General features: G+C 33.6%; 7 protein-coding genes and 2 pseudogenes. 3 read left to right on the forward strand and 6 right to left on the reverse strand.

All coding sequences use genetic code 11. The annotated features are described in order from the left end of the window. The first annotated feature begins 329 nt into the window (after positions 1 to 329). Positions 330 to 1,877: a group II intron reverse transcriptase/maturase gene (gene ltrA, locus ABWU55_RS02675; RefSeq protein WP_151807757.1), complete on the forward strand. Its 1,548-nt coding sequence runs from the start codon at positions 330 to 332 to the stop codon at positions 1,875 to 1,877. Beyond that, complete coding sequence (locus ABWU55_RS02680; RefSeq protein WP_353286493.1) at positions 1,874 to 2,620, forward strand: Rpn family recombination-promoting nuclease/putative transposase; 747 nt, start codon at positions 1,874 to 1,876, stop codon at positions 2,618 to 2,620. The genes ltrA and ABWU55_RS02680 overlap by 4 nt, the downstream gene beginning before the upstream one ends. Here the strand turns inward: ABWU55_RS02680 and ABWU55_RS02685 are convergent. The 3 genes from ABWU55_RS02685 to ABWU55_RS02695 all read right to left on the reverse strand — a co-directional run bounded on the left by ABWU55_RS02685 (position 2,604) and on the right by ABWU55_RS02695 (position 15,781). Then, positions 2,604 to 12,734, reverse strand: a complete 10,131-nt coding sequence (locus tag ABWU55_RS02685) for an ankyrin repeat domain-containing protein (RefSeq protein ID WP_353286494.1) — start codon at positions 12,732 to 12,734, stop codon at positions 2,604 to 2,606. The two genes, ABWU55_RS02680 and ABWU55_RS02685, sit on opposite strands and share 17 nt — an antisense overlap. A gap of 29 nt (positions 12,735 to 12,763) precedes the next feature. After that, positions 12,764 to 14,038 carry a hypothetical protein gene (locus ABWU55_RS02690; RefSeq protein ID WP_353286495.1) on the reverse strand — a complete coding sequence of 425 codons (1,275 nt, stop codon included), beginning with the start codon at positions 14,036 to 14,038 and terminating at the stop codon, positions 12,764 to 12,766. Between the two features lie 426 nt (positions 14,039 to 14,464). After that, on the reverse strand, positions 14,465 to 15,781 hold the full coding sequence (locus ABWU55_RS02695; RefSeq protein ID WP_353286496.1) for an ankyrin repeat domain-containing protein: 1,317 nt from the start codon (positions 15,779 to 15,781) through the stop codon (positions 14,465 to 14,467). 851 nt (positions 15,782 to 16,632) lie between these two features. Here ABWU55_RS02695 and ABWU55_RS02700 point away from each other — a divergent pair. Further along, positions 16,633 to 16,986 carry a hypothetical protein gene (locus ABWU55_RS02700; protein WP_265024414.1) on the forward strand — a complete coding sequence of 118 codons (354 nt, stop codon included), beginning with the start codon at positions 16,633 to 16,635 and terminating at the stop codon, positions 16,984 to 16,986. Here ABWU55_RS02700 and ABWU55_RS02705 read toward each other — a convergent pair. The 3 genes and pseudogenes from ABWU55_RS02705 to ABWU55_RS02715 all read right to left on the reverse strand — a co-directional run. Continuing rightward, positions 16,963 to 17,795: pseudogene (locus ABWU55_RS02705) on the reverse strand (IS4 family transposase); the annotation flags it as partial. The gene ABWU55_RS02700 and the pseudogene ABWU55_RS02705 sit on opposite strands and share 24 nt — an antisense overlap. 172 nt (positions 17,796 to 17,967) lie before the next feature. Further along, positions 17,968 to 19,223 (reverse strand): annotated as a pseudogene (locus ABWU55_RS02710) (IS4 family transposase). 280 nt (positions 19,224 to 19,503) lie between these two features. Then, positions 19,504 to 20,769, reverse strand: coding sequence for an IS4 family transposase (locus tag ABWU55_RS02715; RefSeq protein WP_353286161.1), 1,266 nt, complete (start codon positions 20,767 to 20,769; stop codon positions 19,504 to 19,506). Positions 20,770 to 20,846 lie beyond the last annotated feature (77 nt).

Consider the following 20,846-nt stretch of genomic DNA (forward strand, 5'->3'; position numbering starts at 1 on the left):
TGATAAGCTCTAACCAAAAAGGTAATGTGGATAAGTTACATTTCTCATTTCTAGATGTACGCAAATAATAACTCCACCGGTATAGAGAAGTCACCTAACCCACTGTTGTATGACAGAAGGAACAGGGTAAGCCTGTATTTTCGCCTACATGGCAAGCAAACCGCAAGGAATGCTGATGGAAGTGCAGGTAAAGGAGAATGGAGAAAGCGAATGCCATTTTGTAACGAAATGGATAGAATTTGTAACATTAATTCGCGTGAAAACGAGCAGACTTCCGTTTGGTCCCTCGTGACAAGAAACTTTGTTAACCACTTAAGGTAGGAAAGCAGATGATTACAAGTAAACCTGTAAGTGCATCTACCGAAAGCTTTGAAGCATGGAAGCAGTTGCCATGGAAGAAATGCCAGAAAGTTATTGTGAGGCTACAAAGACGTATTGTTAAGGCTGTCCAAAAAGGAAGATGGGGTAAGGTAAAAGCTTTACAACATCTTCTCACACGCTCTTTTAGCGGAAAAGCTTTGGCTGTTAAGAGAGTAACTGAAAACCAAGGAAAAAACACAGCGGGTGTAGATCGTCAATTATGGTCAACTTGCAATGCTAAATTTCAAGGAATAAAGCAGTTAAAGCAAAGAGGATATAAACCTTCTCCGCTAAAACGGATTTATATCAGTAAATCTAATGGCAAAAGAAGACCTCTTGGAATACCATCGATAAAAGATAGAGCCATGCAAGCATTATATCTGTTTGCTCTGGAACCGATAGCTGAAACAATCAGTGATCGTCACTCCTATGGCTTTAGGCCTAAAAGATCCTGTGCAGATGCTACAGTAGCTTGTCATTTGTTACTGGCAAGTCGTAATCAACTACAATGGATACTTGAAGGTGATATCAAAGGATGCTTTGACAACATTAATCATGAATGGCTTATGAAGCATATTCCTATGGAGAAGAAAATTCTGCATAGTTGGTTAAAAGCTGGCTTCCTAGAATCGAAAACTCTGTATCCCACAACTGCAGGTACCCCGCAAGGTGGTATAATTTCTCCAATACTAGCCAATTTAGCCTTAAACGGACTTGAAAAGTTATTGGAAAGTCGATTTGGTAAACTCGGCAGTAGAAGAAGAAACAAAATCAGAAGTGGAGTGAACGTAATCAGATACGCAGACGACTTTATTATTTCAGGTTTCACACATGAAGTACTGGAAAATGAAGTTAAGCCTTTAGTATCATCTTTTCTTCATGAGCGAGGTTTAATTCTTTCAGAAGAGAAGACAAAGATTACATCTATCACAACAGGGTTTGACTTTCTTGGTTGTAATGTACGTAGATATAATAAGAAGTTAATTATTAAACCTTCGAAAGAAAGTATTAAAAGACTTCTTAATAAAGCACGTACATTGATAAAAGCAAATATAGCGAACACTCAGGCTATAGTAATTAAGTCACTCAACTCTCTACTGAGAGGATGGGGAAATTACTATCACCATGTGTGTGCTAAAAAAGCGTTTAGAAAGATCGACAATGAAATTTGGCATAGTTTATGGAAATGGGCAAAGAAAAGACATCCTCGTAAAGGATTACGTTGGATAAAGAATCGTTACTTCAAAGTAATGGGTCAACGCCAATGGGTCTTTGCTGCACCCATATGCAAGAACAAACCAAAAGAGATACGGTATTTAAGACTGCTTAAGCTGATTGATATACCTATCAGACGACATGTTAAAATCAGAGCGGATGCAAATCCCCTTGACTTAAAATGGAAAAAGTATTTTGATGAGAGAGTGAAACGAACAAGAATGTTAGCAAGCTCTTTCTCAAGAGAAGGTTCTCTACTGTTGGTGTCACCATTAAGAATGATGTTTCCTGAGGAATCATGAAGGACAAGCCGGTTCTAGAAAAGAAGAACTTAGATAAGGGGCTCAAGCGTAGTGTGGGGAAACCTGCATGCTGCGTTTCTAAGGGAGGGGGTAGTAGTAATACTGCTTCCTTACCTGACCAAGTCGCTAAAACTACTGGCTTTGAAAAACGTGCCCAATACTATGCCGCTAAGGCCTATTCAAGTCAAGCTGATGTAGGTGATCAGTATCATGATCTTAAAGGCGTTATCTTTATTGCCATTGCCGATTTTATCTTATTTCCTAATAAGCTAGCTTATAAGTCTGATCATGTTACTTTTGATAAGATAACTTTTGAACATGATCTCAAAGACTTTAGTTTTACTTTTATAGAGTTACCTAAATTTAAAAAAAGAGAAGATCAATTAGAAAATGTAGTAGAGAAATGGTGTTATTTTTTTAAACACGCCGGTGAAACAAGTGAAGATGATCTAAAAAAAATAATAGGAAGTGATTTAATTATTGGCAGGGCTTATGATGAGCTGAACCAATATAATTGGAGTAAAGAAGAACGTCTTGCTTATGACCAAGCTAAGAAACGTACCGATGATTATTTATCTAGTCTTGAAGAAAAACTTCATGAAGGCATCCTCATCGGACATCAAAAAGGTAAAATTGAAGGTAAAATTGAAGTTGCAAAAAACTCACTCAAGGCCGGTGTATCTATTGATGTTATCGCTGAAATAACCGGCCTTTCTTTAGATGAGATTAAGAAATTAATTTAACCTTATTCCTAGTCAAATGGCCTTGAATAGAAGTATTATTTAAATAACTCCTAGGTCCTTGCTGTTCTTCTATATTATTAACCTCTAATGTATCACCTCCATTGTGTAATATCTGCTCTATTGATTGATTTAATGTTACATCTAATCCTTTATTAAATTTAGCCATAAACTCATTAAACCTTTTCTCGCTTAATTTACCAGGGCATCCTGCTTCTCTACCAGGGCACGCTTTCTCTACATATGAGCTTAAAATCCCTGAAACCTCATCAAATTTACCACTCATGACTTTTCTAGTAATCTCTTTCTGCATTCCCATATAATCAATATTTAACCGGTGCATTGATACACCACTTTTTAATCCAGCTTGCTCTACTACTTTCTCAAATTCCTCTATAATATTTAATGCATAGCCCTGTGCTTCTAATGGTGATATAGACTGAACTACTGTGGAAATATACTTCTGACCTGTAACCCTTCTAATCAATAAGTCAAATAACATTATTGAACCATTTACATCCATTTTTGCATCTACTTGTGATATTGGACTTGAAGTGCTTGATGTTTCCTCAGGTAATGTAGGTTTAGAATTTAATAATCCACCTACAGAGCTTTTTACCCAACTAAACAAATTATTTATCCATGAAGATGGTCTTGCTCCACTACTTGTTGCTATCTCAGGTCGATCACCTAAATCTATAGCAAGAGGTTTACGCGATAAGTGATTATGATGACGACTATGATCTCCATGGTGATGAAGGCGTTTGCGTTGTGCAGGTCTATCTTTTTCTTCATTATCTTTAGTATTAGCTACTTGACTTACAAACTTCCCAACTCTAGTTCGATTAGAGCCATCTAGTAAGTGATTATCTAACCTTCCTGGTAACGCTAAGAGCTGAGAATCACTTGACTTGTTTCTAGCCCTTACCCTTATAGCTTCTAGGGAATCAGAACCTGCTTTACCATCTAATTCTTGTATATCACGTTTCTTGTGAATAGACCCACAATTTTCAATCTTCCAAGTACCTTGTCTAATATACTCTCCTGGAATCCAAGTAAATACTCTTCGCCTATTATCATCATATTTAGCATAATCAGCAGCATACAAATACTCTTTAGATTTCACATTCATTATATAAATATCATCACCATAAGGTTCAACTCTCCACAGACTTTGTTCATCTTTTCCTCCTGGAACCCAAGTAAATACCCTTCGCCTATCTTTATCATAATTTAAATCATCAAGAACAGCATATAAATATTCATTACATCCAACATTCATTATAGAGTAACTATCACCATAAGGCTCTATCTTCCATTTTAATTCGCCATCCTTTTTATCCCTTGGAATCCAAGTAAACACTCTTCTTCTCTTGTCATCATAATTAAAATCACTACTAGCAGCATATAAATACTCATTTTGATAAAGATTTTTAATACATACTTTTGATGAAAACACTGCATTTTTTATTGATTCCGGTAATTTGCTTTTTAATTCTTCAAAGTGAGATATTTGTTCTTTATTATTTATCTTCTCCATAACTCCCTTTATACAATAGGCTAACTTCAGTATTGGACCATCATTAAAGTCACTTGCTTCAATAGTAGCACCTCTATTTAGTAGAAAGTCAATTATATCCGACTTATTATATTGAGCAGCTACGCACAGAGGTACTTGACCATTTTTGTCTTTCGCTTTAGTATCAGCTCCTTTCTCAATGAGAAACTCAGTAGCTCCTAAACATCCTCTCCGTGCAGCATAGTGTAGTGATGTCCAACCATCTTTATCAGCATTATCAACGCTTACTCCTTTGCTTAGGAAAAGCTCTATAATATTTTTATTATTGTTCTCACTAGCAACATGAATAGGTTTTTTACCAGAGTTGTCTGCAGTATTAATATTGGCTCCTTTCTCAATGAGAAATCTAGCACTATCTAATTCACTAAACTCAGCAGCATAGTGTAAAGGGGTCGAACCATTTTTATCAGTTTCATCAACGCTTACTCCCTGTTTCAGAAGAAAATCTGTGATATTCATGTGATTATTCATAACAGCAAAGTGAATAGGAGTCCTGCCAAGTATATCCTTAGCATTCACATTAGCTTCCTTATCAACTAAAAACTTAGCAATATCTAAATGACCTTTCAATGCAGCCCAGTGTAGTAATGTGCAGCCATATTTATCAGTCGCATTAACACTCACATCTTTACTAACAAGAAACTCTACTGTACCTAAATTACCACTCCAAGTATAATAAAACCCGCCATGCGTTCTGTCGTCAATATCTTTCGCAATAAGATCACTAATTGTCTTTAGATCTTTTTCATTTTTTACAGTAAGTAACAATTCTTTATCTAAGTGTGCTTGCATAAAAACTTGCCTCATTGTATCAGAATTAGTATAATGTTCCTCATCTTCAGGAGTTCTACCACTGTTATCTTTAACATCAATATCAGCACCTTTACTTATAAGATACTTCACCATATCTAAATGATGAACAGAACGTGAAGCATAATGTAGAGGGGTTTTACCATCTTTATCTTTAGCATTAACGTTAGCACCTCGATTTACAAGGCCTTGAACTTCATTAAAATCACTATCTTTTACTGCAGCCAGTAATTGCTCATTTAATTGAGCTTGTTTTAAGTATTTTAAGATGCTATCATGCTTTCGGTCGATGGCGATATCTAGCGGTGTCTTACCATCCTTATCTTTAGCATTGATATTGGCTCCTTGATCAAGAAGAAGTTTTACTATTTTCAATCTGCCTGCTTTAATAGCAAGATGCAAAGGTTTTTCATCATATGCATTTTGAGACTCAATATCAGCGCCTCTATCAAAAAGAAATTTAACTATATCTAAATTACCTTCTTGCACAGCACAATGTAAAGGCGTTTCCTGATATGTTGTTTCATTATTGATGTTAGCACCATTATCAAGAAGAAATTCTACTATACTCCATTTACCTGCTTCCACAGCACAAAGTATTGGTGTTTTACCAAACTCATCTTGAGCTTCAATGTTAGCACCATTATCAAAAAGAAGTTTGACTTGATCTAAATCGCCATTTTGAGCAGCAAGGTGTAAAGAAGTTATAAGGCTTTTTTGCAAATTAGTAATAGAACTAACATAATTTAATTTATCTATACTATCTGCGTTGTATATTTTATCTATTTCATCACTCAATAGTATTTCTTTATCAGTGAATCTTATAGACAACGTTTTCATTTTAGGTTCTTTATAAAAATCCTTAAAATATATAATACATAACTCCATATTGGCATTAAAAGCGTTGGTAACTATCAAGTCATATCTAGAATAAAGAAAAGCATATTGTCCTGCCTTTTTAGATATAACCAGCTTGTTCTTTTCTTCTACGTCTTGAGGAGTTACCACAACGATTTCTTTATCAGAGATTAAAAGTGAAGGCTTTAAATCTAGACTATCATCTATTTCCATCGGTGTATTATTAAAAATAATTTGTAATTTCTTATACCACTTATTTATAAGTGCATCTTTTAACCTAATTGTCATTACATCTTGCTGCAAATCAGTGGCTGATATAGACACCTTAATTAATAAATCACTTGCATCTTTAATAACCATTGATATTGGTTTAATACCCAAATCCTTATTTATTTGTTGTACCAACTTACGCAAATCTAACGTATTCCTTAAACTCCTTTTTCTGTTGATATTGTCATTCATTACTACTTCTCGAATAGGTAAGTCTTCTATATCGAGTGTTTCATGGTCTGAAGTAATTACACGTATACTGCTTTCTTCTACAACAATATTTCTCCTTTCACTTTCTTCTCTATTAAGTTCATTGTGTATATTTTCCAGAAACGCTGGACAAAAATCAAAGCTTCTTTTCTTCCTTTCACTTAAACATCCACCTAAATCTAACTTATTTTCTGATTGGCCAAGGAAAGTAGATTCTTCAACATCTTTGACCATAGAAGATATTTTACTTTGCTGATTGCCTGCCTCAGTCATCATTAATTTAGAGCACTGGTTTATTACATCCTGACCATAACCACTTAATAAGAGATTGTTTTGTAAAGTCCTTGACAATGCTGAGATTTGAGTACCATTTAACTTATTTCCAAACTCAGATAACTGTTCTAAGCTGCAGGAATCCTCTGTAAAGCCAATTTGATCTTGGAGTGACGAAAAGCCTAAACATTGATACGTTGGATTTCTATTTTCACTTTTAAAACCATCAATTGATATTAAACATTTAAAGTCAGTTTCTACTTTAGGAGTATATTTATCCTTATTCTGATAATTTTCTGAAGCTTTACCAATTAAATCTTGTATTTTTCCCACCTCAGATAAGCTAAACCTATCTAACCTACGGATTGTTATTGGTTCTAAGCCTAGATCAAACTCCAATGTAGAAATCCTATAAGACTTACTGTGATTCCAACCTTTTATGTTGACCGTACGATTGGACTTCTTATCGTGAAATATCAGATCCGCACCACTACTAGAAATCTTAATCCTATCTGGAGCAATATTTTTTAATATCACTACTCCTATACGTTCTTCATCGTTCCCTAGAGAAGTTAAAGTATCGTCTTGATTATGTGTAATACTGATAGACTGAGTAAAATCTACATTATATTCTTTTATGATCTTTCTATAATCACCCTTAAGTTTGTCTTGATAGTCTATTATTCCATTGACTTCTTGCTGTAAACCTAAATATTGGGAAAAATTACCATTGTTCCACAGAAGAAAATTAATATCTCTCCATTTACTTTGATCATTATAAAAATCTTCTATTCTAATAATCAAAGGAGCTTCTCCTTCTCTTATTAATAAGAGATCATCTTTATCTTTATATTTCTCAATATCTTTAAGATGGGAATCTATAACTACATGATCATCTTCAAAATCTTTAGACAATAAAAACATATTCTGAGTTTGTGTAGCTTGTAAAAAAGGAACTAATTTCCCTTTTTCTGAAGAAGAACATGACATTGACTCTATAATAGGGATAAATGCTTCTCCCTTTTTATTCATAATTATAAGATGCCTATAATTACGATCTTGAAAGTAGTTTTTTACTCGAATGTTACTATTATTATATTTTAAATACAGATCACATTGCTGGATTGAAAAATCTTTTTCAACCTCTGGCATAAATAGCGTATCTATTTTTTCATCATCTGAACTATTATCAATCTTAACTTCTTTATTATTTATATCATCAGTAATAACATATACGTCCCTTCCTTTTCCTCCTCTTGCAAACATGGTACCTTGGTCGAAGTTGATTACATCATCTCCTGAAGAACCGAAAACCATATGTGGAACTACACTATTATCTTGACTTTGTGTTTTTCCTCTAATAACACTCAAAACTTTATAACCCTTATTATTCTTTAGAATCTTTTTATAATGAGTTTCAACATCGTCAAATTTATTTAGAGAATATTCTGAATGTAATTCAAATGAATTAATCTTTATATTTGCTGAGTCTGATCTCTCAATCTTAGGAACAATATTACTACCATTTTTATCTATCAGTACAAAGTGAGGTTTATTACTGCTCTGCTCGACATAATTTTTTACATCAAGAGTAAATTGATTATTTTGACCAAAATTTATTTTCAAAGATAAAGTATTACTCTCTTTAGAGTAGGTTATCTGATCACAATCACTTAATAAATCAATCTCTGGAAAAACTACAGTTCCTGTTCCATCTACATTAATTTCTGAATATAAACCCCTACCTTTATAGTCTGCAGTTTTTACGTAAAAAGTATAATTGCTTTTTCCACCTTCGACTGTAGTATACGGCGAAATGATAACTTTTCTGCAATTTTTGACTACATCTTTCTTATTTCTACTAACACCGCCACCACTATCTATTATAACATCACGGTTATCACTTCCTGTAAAATGCTCAGAATAACCCATACACAAGACCTCATCTACCTTGTTCTGTCTTCCAATATAATGGTAATTAAAGAGGTTGTTACTAACATAATCATCAATTAACAAACGATTATTTATTCTTACCTTTAATCTCCCATAGGCATTAGGCTTAAAACGATAGTCAATCACACCTGTAACTTTATTTTCTGCTAATTGACTTAGATCAAGTATATTAATAGAGTTACTTCCACCAATCATTTTGCCTGAAAAGCTAGGGTTATTTACAATAACAAATCTGTTTGCTACATTATTGCCACCAGTTATTTTTGTTGTACCTGGATAAATTAGAAAATTATTGTTCCATTTATTGCTTCCAACAATTTCGCCTTTATCTATATTTTGTAAATCATAAACAATTGTTTTGCCATTTCTACCATCGTGACTAATAACCATTGCATTCTCACAGTAGTATAAAGGCGGTTGAACTGAACTTGTAATACCTTTTTCATAATCCTGCCCAGTAACCTTTGGCAAACAAATCCTGCTAGCACCTGGTATACTATCAGGTATAACACGTGAAAGATCTTTGGTATTAGTATCTTCTTTATCCATCAAAATCTTTGCATAATCAGGCCGAAGAGTATTATCACTTACTTTTCCAAGACCAACACCATAAGCAACAACACTATTAGGAGCATTATTTAAAGCCTTCCATACTTCTTTAGCTAGACTATCAACTGTGTTTTTTCTATCTGCAAGGTGTTGCACATCAGATGCCATATCTTGAAATAGAATCGTTCTCCAAAATATGCTCCAGTTTTCTCCATGGGTTGTATCATACTTTTTCTCGTACTCTACTATATTGCTGATACCACTATAAACTCCATAACCTACCATGAGCCCAAATCCAACTGCAATACCAACCACCGGCATACCAGCTGCTGTAAGAGCAACACCAGAAATAAATGACACTCCAGAAAAGGATATAGATGCTATATTATCCCTTATTTCTTTCTCTCCACATGGATTATCACTACTTTCTCTATTTTTACAGTCTACAAGATTATTTGCTGATATGCCTATATCAATAATATCAAAGACACCACCTACAGCCCCTGCCACACCTTTTGCTATTGTACTTCCAAATTTTACTCCCGCCAATTTAACAGCAAATTTTGTCTGCCTACCTAAAGTACCAGGTACAATTCTTGCTACAACCTTTTCAGATGACGTTACAACTTTTGGAGCAATTTTAACCATTACATTCTCAATTGGTTGAGATGCAAAAGACCATCCTATTCCACCTAGATTTAATCCACAATCCGTTGCTGTTCCATCCTTGCAAGATACAATAGCACCATGGATTCCTCTGATCAATTGTATTCCACCTGCAGCATTCATTAACCTGCCCTTTAGCTTTGGATTTTTTGTTAAACTACTATCTTGATGTATAATATCATCGTGCAAATCCTTGATACGTTCGTTCTGAACATAGCGTTCATACCCTTGATCTCCAACAACCTTGTCAAGTAAGTACTTACGATCACCTTCAATGCTTTTACCTCCAACAAACTCTACTAGTTGAGCATTTTTCGCTTCATCTTGACTACTTTTAACATAAGTTAGGAACTGTTCACTATCAATTATAATTTTGTCTACATTATTTTCATCTACCTTTCCTTTACTAAACTTTTCCACATCACTCTTTGAAAATAAACAAGGATTAACACTTCTTTTGCTTCTACCACCAGGCCTTACACAACTGTTTAGGTTGAATTTCTTCTTAGGTGGTTGCTGACCAATTTGCATAATAGAACTGTGAACCACATTAACAGGTGTGAATTCTTTTTCATTACTTAGTTGAATAAGAGAATTTGCATTGCCTGCTTTTTTGTCAAAAACCACACCTACACAAGCCACTTTATCACCATCTGTAAGTGTTTTATAAGTGACACCTTCCTTATATTCATCGGTTATTTGTTTATTTGCCTCTTTCTTCAATGCATCAGTTTCTTTTCCCTCCCTTGGTCCCTTAAGCTCTAATCCTATTGGTATATATTCTTTAGCATTACTACCTCGATCTGCAAACTTAACACCATGAACCAGCATATCAACACGTTTTCCTTTACCAGTTTGAAATTCCGTTAATATTAGTGCTCTACTCTCTGGTGATTCTCCTAGCTTTATGTCGCTATAGTGACTAAACAACCCATGTAATACTGCCTGAAAATGTGCTTCTTTTTCAATTAAAGACTTAAAAGGAGATACTCCCTCTCCAACTTTTCCCAATAATTCTTTATATTTATCTAGTGCCTTATTGAGTGTTTCTTTTAATTTCTCAGGGTCAGATACTTCTGATGCAGATTGATCGATATGTTGAGACTTCAATACTTCATCGAAAGCCTCCTTTAATTCGTTAGGATAAGGTACATTTTCAAAACTACCCTCAAATTTATCAGTTTTTTTGCTATTATACTGTGCTAAAGAAATAGGCTCACTAACCTCCATACTAAAATATTTTTCAAAATTTGATTTTTCATTAATATTAAAATTGAGGTCTAGTTCGACTATTTTTCTATCTCCTACTTTTTGCTTGAGTTGATCAAGAGGAATGCCTTTTTTTAATACTTCAGTTCTTCCATCTGTCTCAACAATATTCATCACATAAACTGATTTTTTATCATTTTCTGGAATAAAGACCATTGTCGTAACTCCATGGCTTTGGTCTAACTTAGATGGCTGTCCAGCACCTTGTCCTTTACTTTTCTGATCTTTAAGACGTTGAGATTTAGGTTCAGGTTGAGCTTCTGTGGGTATATTTTCTCCATAAATAAAAACGTACTTTTTAAAACTGCTTTCTAAAGCTTGAACTTCATTTAATAACAGGGACTGCCCTAACAAAAACCTACTAAAATAATGATTATCTCCCTTCTCTCCTGTACCAGGAAATGTGTGATAGATACGTTCTATATTATTCTGAACTTTCTCTTTCAGCCCCTCTTCATTAACTCTACAATTATTTCGTCCATCAATAGATATCAATATTTCATTAAAAAGAGGAGTGATTTCTTGATCACGTGATTTAGCAACGATATTCGAAACAGGAGATGGATGATCAAGGTTTACACCAACGCATAGCATGTCATTTGCAGTAGTTAAAACTCTCATTACATTCGGTTGAAAACCTTTTGTATAATCCTCAGCTTGTTTTAAAGCAGCAGCTGGTGTAGTTCCACTCTTTTCTCCTATTTTGCCTTCTTTTAACTCTGCTTTAGTAGCAGCCTTCATCTCTATAATAACGGGAATAGCATTTAATGCTCTATCCTTACCACGAGGCACTAGAACTATATCAGCGTAACCTCTTCCTGCAAATTGCTCTAAGTAAACCCTAAGATTATGTCTATAGCGGAAATTTACTAAAGCTCCTGCTACAAACCCATGATGCGCTGCTTCTCGTGTTCCTTGAGCATAGGTAAGTGAATTCTTATATTCAGAGTGGATTCCACTAACTTTTTTAAGAATTTTTTCGGTAAACTCTTTTACTATTTTCACGTCAGAATTAGTCAACTCTGCTATATCACTTTCTGGATTCTGCCATAATCCGCGTTTTATTTCCTTAAACTCATGTGTTGGAGAAGCATCATTGTCCAATTTATTACTTTCTACATTAACAGATATTCCTGCCATTTTCCCTTTGGCATCTTTTTCTTTAGTAATTTCTACCAATCTCACACCTAGCTTACCTTGATCTCTAGCTAGCCTCACAACTTCATTCCTGACGACTTTAGTATTGCCTAATATCTTATCTAACTCACCATAGCTAAACTTTTTCTTTGTGCTACCAGATTCTGCAATAACAAAAAGCCTTACTTTATCAGCAGCATCTTCTGGGCTTTTGATTTCCCCCTTTTTAATAACAGCTACTTTTAGAGTCTTTGCACTATCAAAACTAAAATACACTTTCTCAATATCCAGCTTTGTTGCAATTTCTGTGTCTACCAAAGTAGAAAAGCTTCCTAAAAAGAAATGAGGAAAAAATCCTTCTTTGCCTACTGAATGTAAATATGATGGAATTTGGTCTATATATGATTGAAACCTTGCTTTGAAAGATTCAAAATCACTTTTTTGTTGGGTTGAAGTACTTGGGCCAGGTTGACTAACTCCCGCTTTCTCTCGAATTAACAGCTCCATTAACTCAAAATCTTGTGGTTTTTCTTGACCTAACATATAACCCCCCAAATAATATATAATACTTTTTAATGATCACCTAACCCCACATAAGATTGTTTACTTAACTTAACTTCAACCAAGTTAGCACTTACACTATCCTGATCAAGATTTTTCTCTATGGACTTACCATAAGCTAAAAATCTATTTAATAAATCATGATCTCCTTGTTCTAATATAGAACGTATATAATTTGCTTTTTCAGAAGACATAAACTCCTTGATTTGCCTAGAATTAGCCTTATCTAGCATTCCCCATACTGGCGCCATATAACCTTTTTCAACCAAAGGCACCAAAAATCTCCCTTGAAAAACAGAGTTATTCATCATTTCTTCGTTCAATGTTGAAGTACGATGATTATCAAATCCTTCTTTTGTCCACATATACATAAAAACCTCCACACCCGCACCTAGATAGTGCTCTGGACATTCCTTTGTCATGCACTTTAACCAAACATAGTAATTAATTTCCCGAATATCACCTGGTTTTAAATAATCAAATAACTCCTGAAATTTACAAAAGTTATACATGTCTATCATTATATTCAAAGAACCATAATGACCATTTTTCTCCAAATCTCTTTTCAAAAGCTCTGGATATCTATTAGGACTTACCTGACTCAGGAAAAACTCAAATATATCAGGATAAATGCGAAAACTAGGTCCTGCCGTATAAGCTGCATTTTTCATCAAGATCCTATCTTTCTTTTTTGCACTCATTTCATTTTCAGGTAAGGATTTTATTTTATTCCAAAAGAACTCCACTGCTTCTACTTGTTGCCAATCTACTGCACAGTCAAGCCCATACTCATATGGATGACGGCCTCTTAAATCCAATTTATCAAGATACCCACTAATGAAATGTGACCAAAACTGTGCTAAAGGACCTTCTCCACAGCACTTAACTAAGTGGTTATACTCTAGTAAGCTACTTCTACCTTGAGCTGATAATTCCTCTTTTCTTTCCTCAAATATAGCTCTTATTTCATCCTCCAAACAACACTCACATGCAATTTTATATCTACTTGCTCTGCCAAAAGCATTATCTGAATCTGGTAGTGTAGTAAGCCTTTTACCTACCTCGCGTCTATTAAGCTTGACTCCATGTAATCCTCCTACTTCCTCCCAAGACTCCTCATCAGATAACACTTGTGCAATAAGATTGTGTCCTTTTTGACCACTTCTTTCAATTATCTTCGAATGTGTATAGCACCAGCGTTCAATTTGGAGGAGCTTAGATGCCCTATAAGGATCATCCTCTTTAACAGATGAAAACAAAACTTCCGGAATATCTCCACGATCCATAATTACCTCCCTTACAATGAATGAAAAAATGCTTTGACCCTTAACTCTCTCGAGTACCATAATGAATTAGCCCTTAAGGACATTTTAAGCATACTACTCCACTTTTAAAACTTGTCAATCACTATTTTAGGAAATTTTTCAGCTTGGAGTAGTTTTGGGAAAAAGGCTCAATATACGACATTTTATTACTTTTAAATTCTGTTTTATCATAAGCTTGTCTTAATTATTCTTCTGCAAGCAAATCAATATTAATTTAGCAAAATATATTATTAAGATCTCAAGCAAAATAACTATTTCTAGCACTCAAAATCAAGAGAAGTAAGAGGTGTTTTTCTTGGAATGGCATGGTCTGCTGCAAAAACTTAAGACCTAGAGTAGTTGACTTTAGAAAAATCCCATTTTGTTTTCGCAGCAGTTCTTCCCACTTTAATTGAAAGCCCTGTTCAACTCTTGGGGTTGTTCAGTACTTGGACACTCGAGATTACTATTTATGACTTTGTTTTTAATCTCTTCTACCAATGCCCTTACTTTAAGCTTAGGAACATTTCTTGTTGCGATATCTTCTAAGTCTACAAAGTTAATTAGACTGATGCTTCTGTCTTTTACTCTATAGTCATTTCTATGCACATCAAAAAAGTTTCTTATACCAACAAATGACATTTTTTGAAAATCTTTTTCGTAATTTTTTGATAAAACATCAATTAGTGGTTTATGATTATGCAGAAAAATTTCTTTTTTTACTTCATTGGCTTTACTAATAAGAATATAAGCATACTCTGAATATTGCTTTCTCAAACCTTTTTGGTCATCTAATATACTACGTACACCTTCATTTTTCTCAAAAATACTAACCAATTTTGCTATATCACTTTCTTTCAGAAAGTCATACAACGGCTTATTTTCTTTTTCCATCTTTTTAACTTCTCTTCTACTGTTTTCAAGGTATTGTAAATAATCATTGTGTAGATTGCGTGAATCGCTTATAAGTTCTTGCTTTTTGTTTAAGTTTGATGAACTAACATATAAACCAGCAATTTCTAGTCTTGCTATGTGATTTAGTATAATATCACAAATATTTGTATGATTCATTCTATCAGCCCAGTGAAAAAGAGTTCCACTCATACTTACTTTATTAACATCAGCACCTGCCTCTATTAGAAGTTTTACTATATCTGTAATGTTTCCATAACAATACAGAATAGGCATATACAAAGGAGTGAATTCATCTTTGTCTACTGCATTCACATCAGCTCCAGCTTCTATTAGAACTTTTACTCCCTTTGTAGAGGGATTTTCACTAGCCTCATGCAAAGGAGTTCTTCCTTTTTGATCTTTTGCTTCAATATTTGCTCCTAAGTCTATTAGAACTTTTATTGCCTTAATTCTACCTTTAAATGCAGCAAAGTGCAAAGGAGTCTTTCCGCTGTTCTCTACTTTATTAACATCAGCACCTGCTTCTATTAGAACTTTTATTGTCTCTGCATTATCCTTTACAGCAGCTATATGCAAAGGAGTTCGCTCATTCTTATCTATTACTACATTAACATCAGCACCATTTTTTATTAGAACTTCTACTATCTTTGTACATCCACATTCAGCAGCCATATGCAAAGTAGCGGCTCCGTTTTTGTCTACTGCATTCACATCAGCTTCAGCATTTATCAATCTTACAGCTTCCTCTATATCTCTCTTTTCAATAGCAGCAAAAAGTTCTATTGATTTCGTTTCTTCTGTTTTATACATAAATTACTCCAAAAATATTAATATTTAGTATAAGTATATTCATAATAAATATCAATTCTTTTGCTAATTAATCGCTCTTGTTATAAGTTTACTTGATTTTTCTTTACTATTCCTAAATAAATTATTATCAATTTAATATATCTTTTTGTTAAGAATTTAAACTATATATCTACTTTCAGCAATCAAAACCAAGGGCGGTGAGAAGAGTTTGTTTTGGGATGTGTTGGTCTACCATGTGATACATACGAACTTTTTAATATAGTGATTTCATTGTACGCTAAAACTAGCCATATTAGCCCATTTCATCCATATCTACATACGAACTGTTTTGCCTAAGCTTATGAAAATAATTTAAATCCTCTATTTTTATAACCTTATTTTTACGCGGCTTGTTCTCACAAATATACGACCTTTTTTGCAATCTTAGGAAGAGTCAATAATTCAATTCTTTATAACACTAGCTAGCATGGTATCTTCACTAAAATATTTTTTGAAAAAGTTAGTTGATTTATAAATAATTCTCTACTAATACTGGCATGTGTTTGTTTATTCTGCTGAAGTGGCTCCGCAGGTTACTGTATAAGCTTCAGCAGTTTCCGTACTCCTTTAAAGTATAATTCATCATGATCTTATAGTAGTGATATCAAGTATAGGTCTTAACCATGTTGATTTATAGTAAAATTAGCTCGAATTTGGAGTCATAAGCAACTTTTAACCTCTCTATATACTCCATTGTTACTCACCATAAAAACTTAACAAAAATATGAGTAGTAAAAAGATTGTGTTGAAATTAGCTTGACCAATATTATATATTGTACATAATATATTCTATATCTAGGCTAGGAGGTAGTATGGTTACAGAGTCAGTAAAATATGTTGTAGAATCTATCAGTGAACAAAAGCTAGGAGAGGAATTAAATACTGAGCCATGGCATTCAAAAATTGAGTGTAATAGCAATGAGGGACCAACGCCTGAAGATGACATAACAGATTTAGATGACTATAGTTTGTTTGTTCAAGGAATAAGTAATCGTTCGGAATGTTATGACCTTGATCAGAGACATGAAACTAGGGAGGCTGTTGACACATGTGTAAAACATACATTGTCGTATCAGAGTGAAACTGATGATAGTGATTTATATTGGAAAAATTACCCTATTAGTCCAAGCATACGCGTCAAGTTAAGAGATTGTGAGCAAATTTAGAGAGGTTAAAGTGGATACTCTAGCCCTTCTACGTTTGTCTTTTAATGAAAATCGCGACCAAGTTATAGTGAGTTTTTTAAGAAATGCTTTTAAACTATTAATTTTGGTTAATACTAAAAATAACTCTCTAACCCGCCTTTTTAGCTCAATAAATGCCTTTGTTAAGCTAAGTTCTGTATTCTTTTTCACTTCTGTGCAACCAACTATGCCGTGAAATATAAGAATTGCGCACAATTTAGCATATAGTTCACATAATACTCTGCATGGCTTTCCTTTTAGCTTATCAAGCCTGATATGGCTTTTATACAATTTAAATAATAACTCAATTTGCCACCTTACTCTGTAAATCGTTAATACTTGCTCAGCACTAATTTTATTTTCTGGAACATTAGTTATAAATATTGACCAGTTCAACAATTTTTGATTTCTTTTAGAGGATCTGCGATCTTGCTAATCTATTAGCTTTCCTTCTTCTGGCCATAGACTGTTCTTCAGTTAGTTTCTGACATATAATTCTTACTCTAATTTTTGCTTCTTTTCCTAACAATACCTCGTTTTCTAAAAATCTCTAAACATTCTAATAACTCCATTTTTTGATTTGTTTCTACATCATATATGTTGGTATCGACGACTTATGAAATAAGCTCCTATTTTATTGATTTGTTTAAAAGAACTTGGCACAAAATAACCGAGATCAGATATTAGCAAATCATTGCTTAATATATTACTTAAATGTTTCCTATATCCCTGGTCTGATCTCACTGCCATTAAGTTAAGGAAAGAATGGTTAAAAACTGAACTAAAAAGTCAGAAATAATTAAGGATTTATGACAAATACTGAAACAGAATAGAGTAAACTTTAAAGCAGATAAACTCTGAAGTGTAAATTACTTAAGAAATAGTTTGTTTAGAAGTCATTTTACAGGAGCTATGGCAATAAGCTACCCAGTTATTATCAGAAGATATGAATACTACCTCTAGTCAAAATATGTGTTTTCTAACCCTTTTTTGGTAATTGAACGAACGAAGATAAGGTACCTTATGACGATCAACTTTCCTTCCCTTTCTTACCGCCAAAGTGTTCATCAAAAATAGCTTTGATAATTGATCCATAATGCAGTCAGTATCTGATTCCGTAGCAAAAATGTCGAAAGCCAAGTTTTTGATCGCGTTAAATGAGACAGATTTGTTAATGCTCCTCTTAAGCTTATCATCGGTTAAGTCCATATTCAACGCTTCTTCTACATCTTCTGTCATAACACTTTCTAGGTTGCTAATAAAGATAGCTGACCAAAAATCCTGTTTAACAGACTCAACACTTTTTCCTGTAAAATTTTCTAGACTTAGTCTTCCTTTGAGTTTTGCAAAAAATGTCTCAACTCCCCAGCGTAAAAAATATAACTCCTTAAATCCTCCAGTTTGAAACTTTTGTTCATCCATTAATGATGTAGCTAACACTTCAATTTCACCAGATGGCAGTACCACTTTGAAGCGTTATTCCACTATTTTCTTGTTTTATCTTACGCTGAGCACATATGGTAACCTCAACACTAGATGGGCTTTTTTCTTCAAACATAGCATTCACTTCATTAAAAGATGATCTGGGACATCGAATGACATAAGCAATTTTTCTTTTTGTAAGGCTAGAAAGAAATTTATAAGATAAATATACAAATCAGTAAGTCATTAGTATTTACAACTTTAAGCATTTCATCTGCTAAGTTAATTTCATGAGTGTTACCTCTATCTAACACTGACCTTATGGCAACATTATTTAGCACATCTTAACAAACCGCAAAGGTTGCACTTGCATAATCACCTAAATCTTTTGGTTTTTGGTTACGTATTTTTCTTGAGCCAAATTCATTTTTTATTTCAACGCTTGTTGGTAAAATGATTTTGGAGGCATCAAGAGCTAACACTCTAAAGCCAAAACAAGTTTTAAATTTTTGGTCTTGGTAGTACAAGGAAACCACACCTTCGTTAATTTCTGAAAATGCACTGTGTTTCATTTTTTTTCTTGCTTGACTAAAAGCACTAGCAGTAACGGTATAGTCTTTTTTCCTATATAAAATAAATTCGTTTAGTATTACTTGCAGCGACTTTACACTTTTTCTTAAAATTAAGATAAATATGTCAATAAAAGATAACTTCCTCTTTCTCATAAAATCTTTTGAAGATGATTTATGGGATTCTATAAATTCTAGACTTGCCAATTCATTTTGAATAAATTTTATTACTGCCTTTTTTACTCATACTACCTTTAAACTTATTGGTATACATCATTATCCCATAAAATCTATCTTTTTTCCTTAACTTAATGGCAGTGGAGACGTCTCCACTGCCATTAAGTTAAGGAAACAGGAGTTAAAATTCGACCAAAAATATAAGTAATTTTGTAATGATGACAAATATTATGGTGAACCTTGAGGGAAGTAAAATTCAAGGTACTGAAAAAATAACAACTGTAGGTTATTGAGTGAAAGATGTAACCTCTAACAAAAAGGTATCTTAGGTTCAAAACACATGTTTTCTAGTTCTTTTTTGGTAGTTCAGTGAACGAGTATCAGTTACTTTATTACGCTCGACCTTCCTTCCTTTTCTCACTACTAAAGTATTCATCAAAAATAACTGTGATAATCGATCCATAATGCAGTCTATGTCTGACTCTGTAGAAAAAACATCGAAAGCTAAATTTTTTATTGCATTAAATGAGACAGATTTATTGATGCTTTTCTCGTACTTGCAATTGGCTAGACCCGCGTTCAATGTCTCTTCTATATCCTCTGTCATAATACTTTCTAAGTTGCTAATAAAGATGGTTGACCAAAAATCCTGCTTTATGGTTTCAACACTTTTACCTGTAAAATTTTCTAAACCTAACCTTCCTTTGAGTTTGGAAAAAAATGTTTCTACTCCCCAACGTAAATAATATAACTCTCCAAATTCTTCAACTTTAAACTGCTGTTCTTCTAACAACGATGTAGCCAACACTTCAATCTCGCCAGAAGAAAGAACTATCTTGACCAATCTAAACTTTATTTTATCAGGTAATCCTAGCTTCCTTAGCTGTCTTGCTACCTTGACAGGTGCGGTTGACACGACTATCGCATCAGATGGACTTTCTGGCTTAAACATAGCATTAATTTCATTAAATGACGAATATGGACAGCGAATTATGTAATTAATACCTCTTTGTGCAAGCTCAGCAAAAAACCGATAAGAAACATATCCCCTATCACAGATCAGCAAATCGTTAGATTTCACGCTGCCAAGCATATCAATAGCTAAGGCAACTTCATAACTGTCACTTCTGCCAAGTACTGATTTTATAGAGACATTATTTAATACATCGTAACATACTTCAAAAGTTGTACTTGTGTAATCTCCAAACTCTTTTTTAGTCCAATTTCTTATTGGTCTTGAGCCAAATTCATTTATTACCTCACTACTTTTTGGCAGGATAAGTATAGAAGCATCAAAGGCAAGCATTCTGAAACCATGATAGGTTTTAAATTCCTTATCTTGATAGTATAGAGAAACTATATCATCGTTTAGCTCTGAAAACGCAGTATGCTTTAGCTTTTTCCTTGCTTGAGTAAATGCACTTGCCGTGATTGTGTGATCCTTTCTTGTATGCAGAACAAACTCATTAAGCATTACTTGCAATGATTTTACACTCTTTCTGAAAATTAGAATAAACACATCAATGAAAGGCAGCTTTCTTTTTCTTGAAAAATCTTTTGAGGATACTTTGTGAGCGTTTATAAAGTTCAAACTCATCAATTTATTTTTTATAAATGTAATTACTCTTTTTTTTACTCATATTATTGCTTCTTTTAACTTATGGATCTTACTTG

It is taken from the genome of Wolbachia endosymbiont (group A) of Crataerina pallida (genome assembly GCF_964028475.1).
GTDB classification, from domain to species: Bacteria; Pseudomonadota; Alphaproteobacteria; order Rickettsiales; family Anaplasmataceae; genus Wolbachia; species Wolbachia pipientis.

Coding starts and splice junctions, on each gene's coding strand:
- ABWU55_RS02715 (WP_353286161.1), bottom strand. CDS start 20,769: ATGAGTTTGAACTTTATAAACGCTCACAAAGTATCCTCAAAAGATTTT.
- ABWU55_RS02690 (WP_353286495.1), bottom strand. CDS start 14,038: ATGGATCGTGGAGATATTCCGGAAGTTTTGTTTTCATCTGTTAAAGAG.
- ABWU55_RS02695 (WP_353286496.1), bottom strand. CDS start 15,781: ATGTATAAAACAGAAGAAACGAAATCAATAGAACTTTTTGCTGCTATT.
- ABWU55_RS02685 (WP_353286494.1), bottom strand. CDS start 12,734: ATGTTAGGTCAAGAAAAACCACAAGATTTTGAGTTAATGGAGCTGTTA.
- ltrA (WP_151807757.1), top strand. CDS start 330: ATGATTACAAGTAAACCTGTAAGTGCATCTACCGAAAGCTTTGAAGCA.
- ABWU55_RS02700 (WP_265024414.1), top strand. CDS start 16,633: ATGGTTACAGAGTCAGTAAAATATGTTGTAGAATCTATCAGTGAACAA.
- ABWU55_RS02680 (WP_353286493.1), top strand. CDS start 1,874: ATGAAGGACAAGCCGGTTCTAGAAAAGAAGAACTTAGATAAGGGGCTC.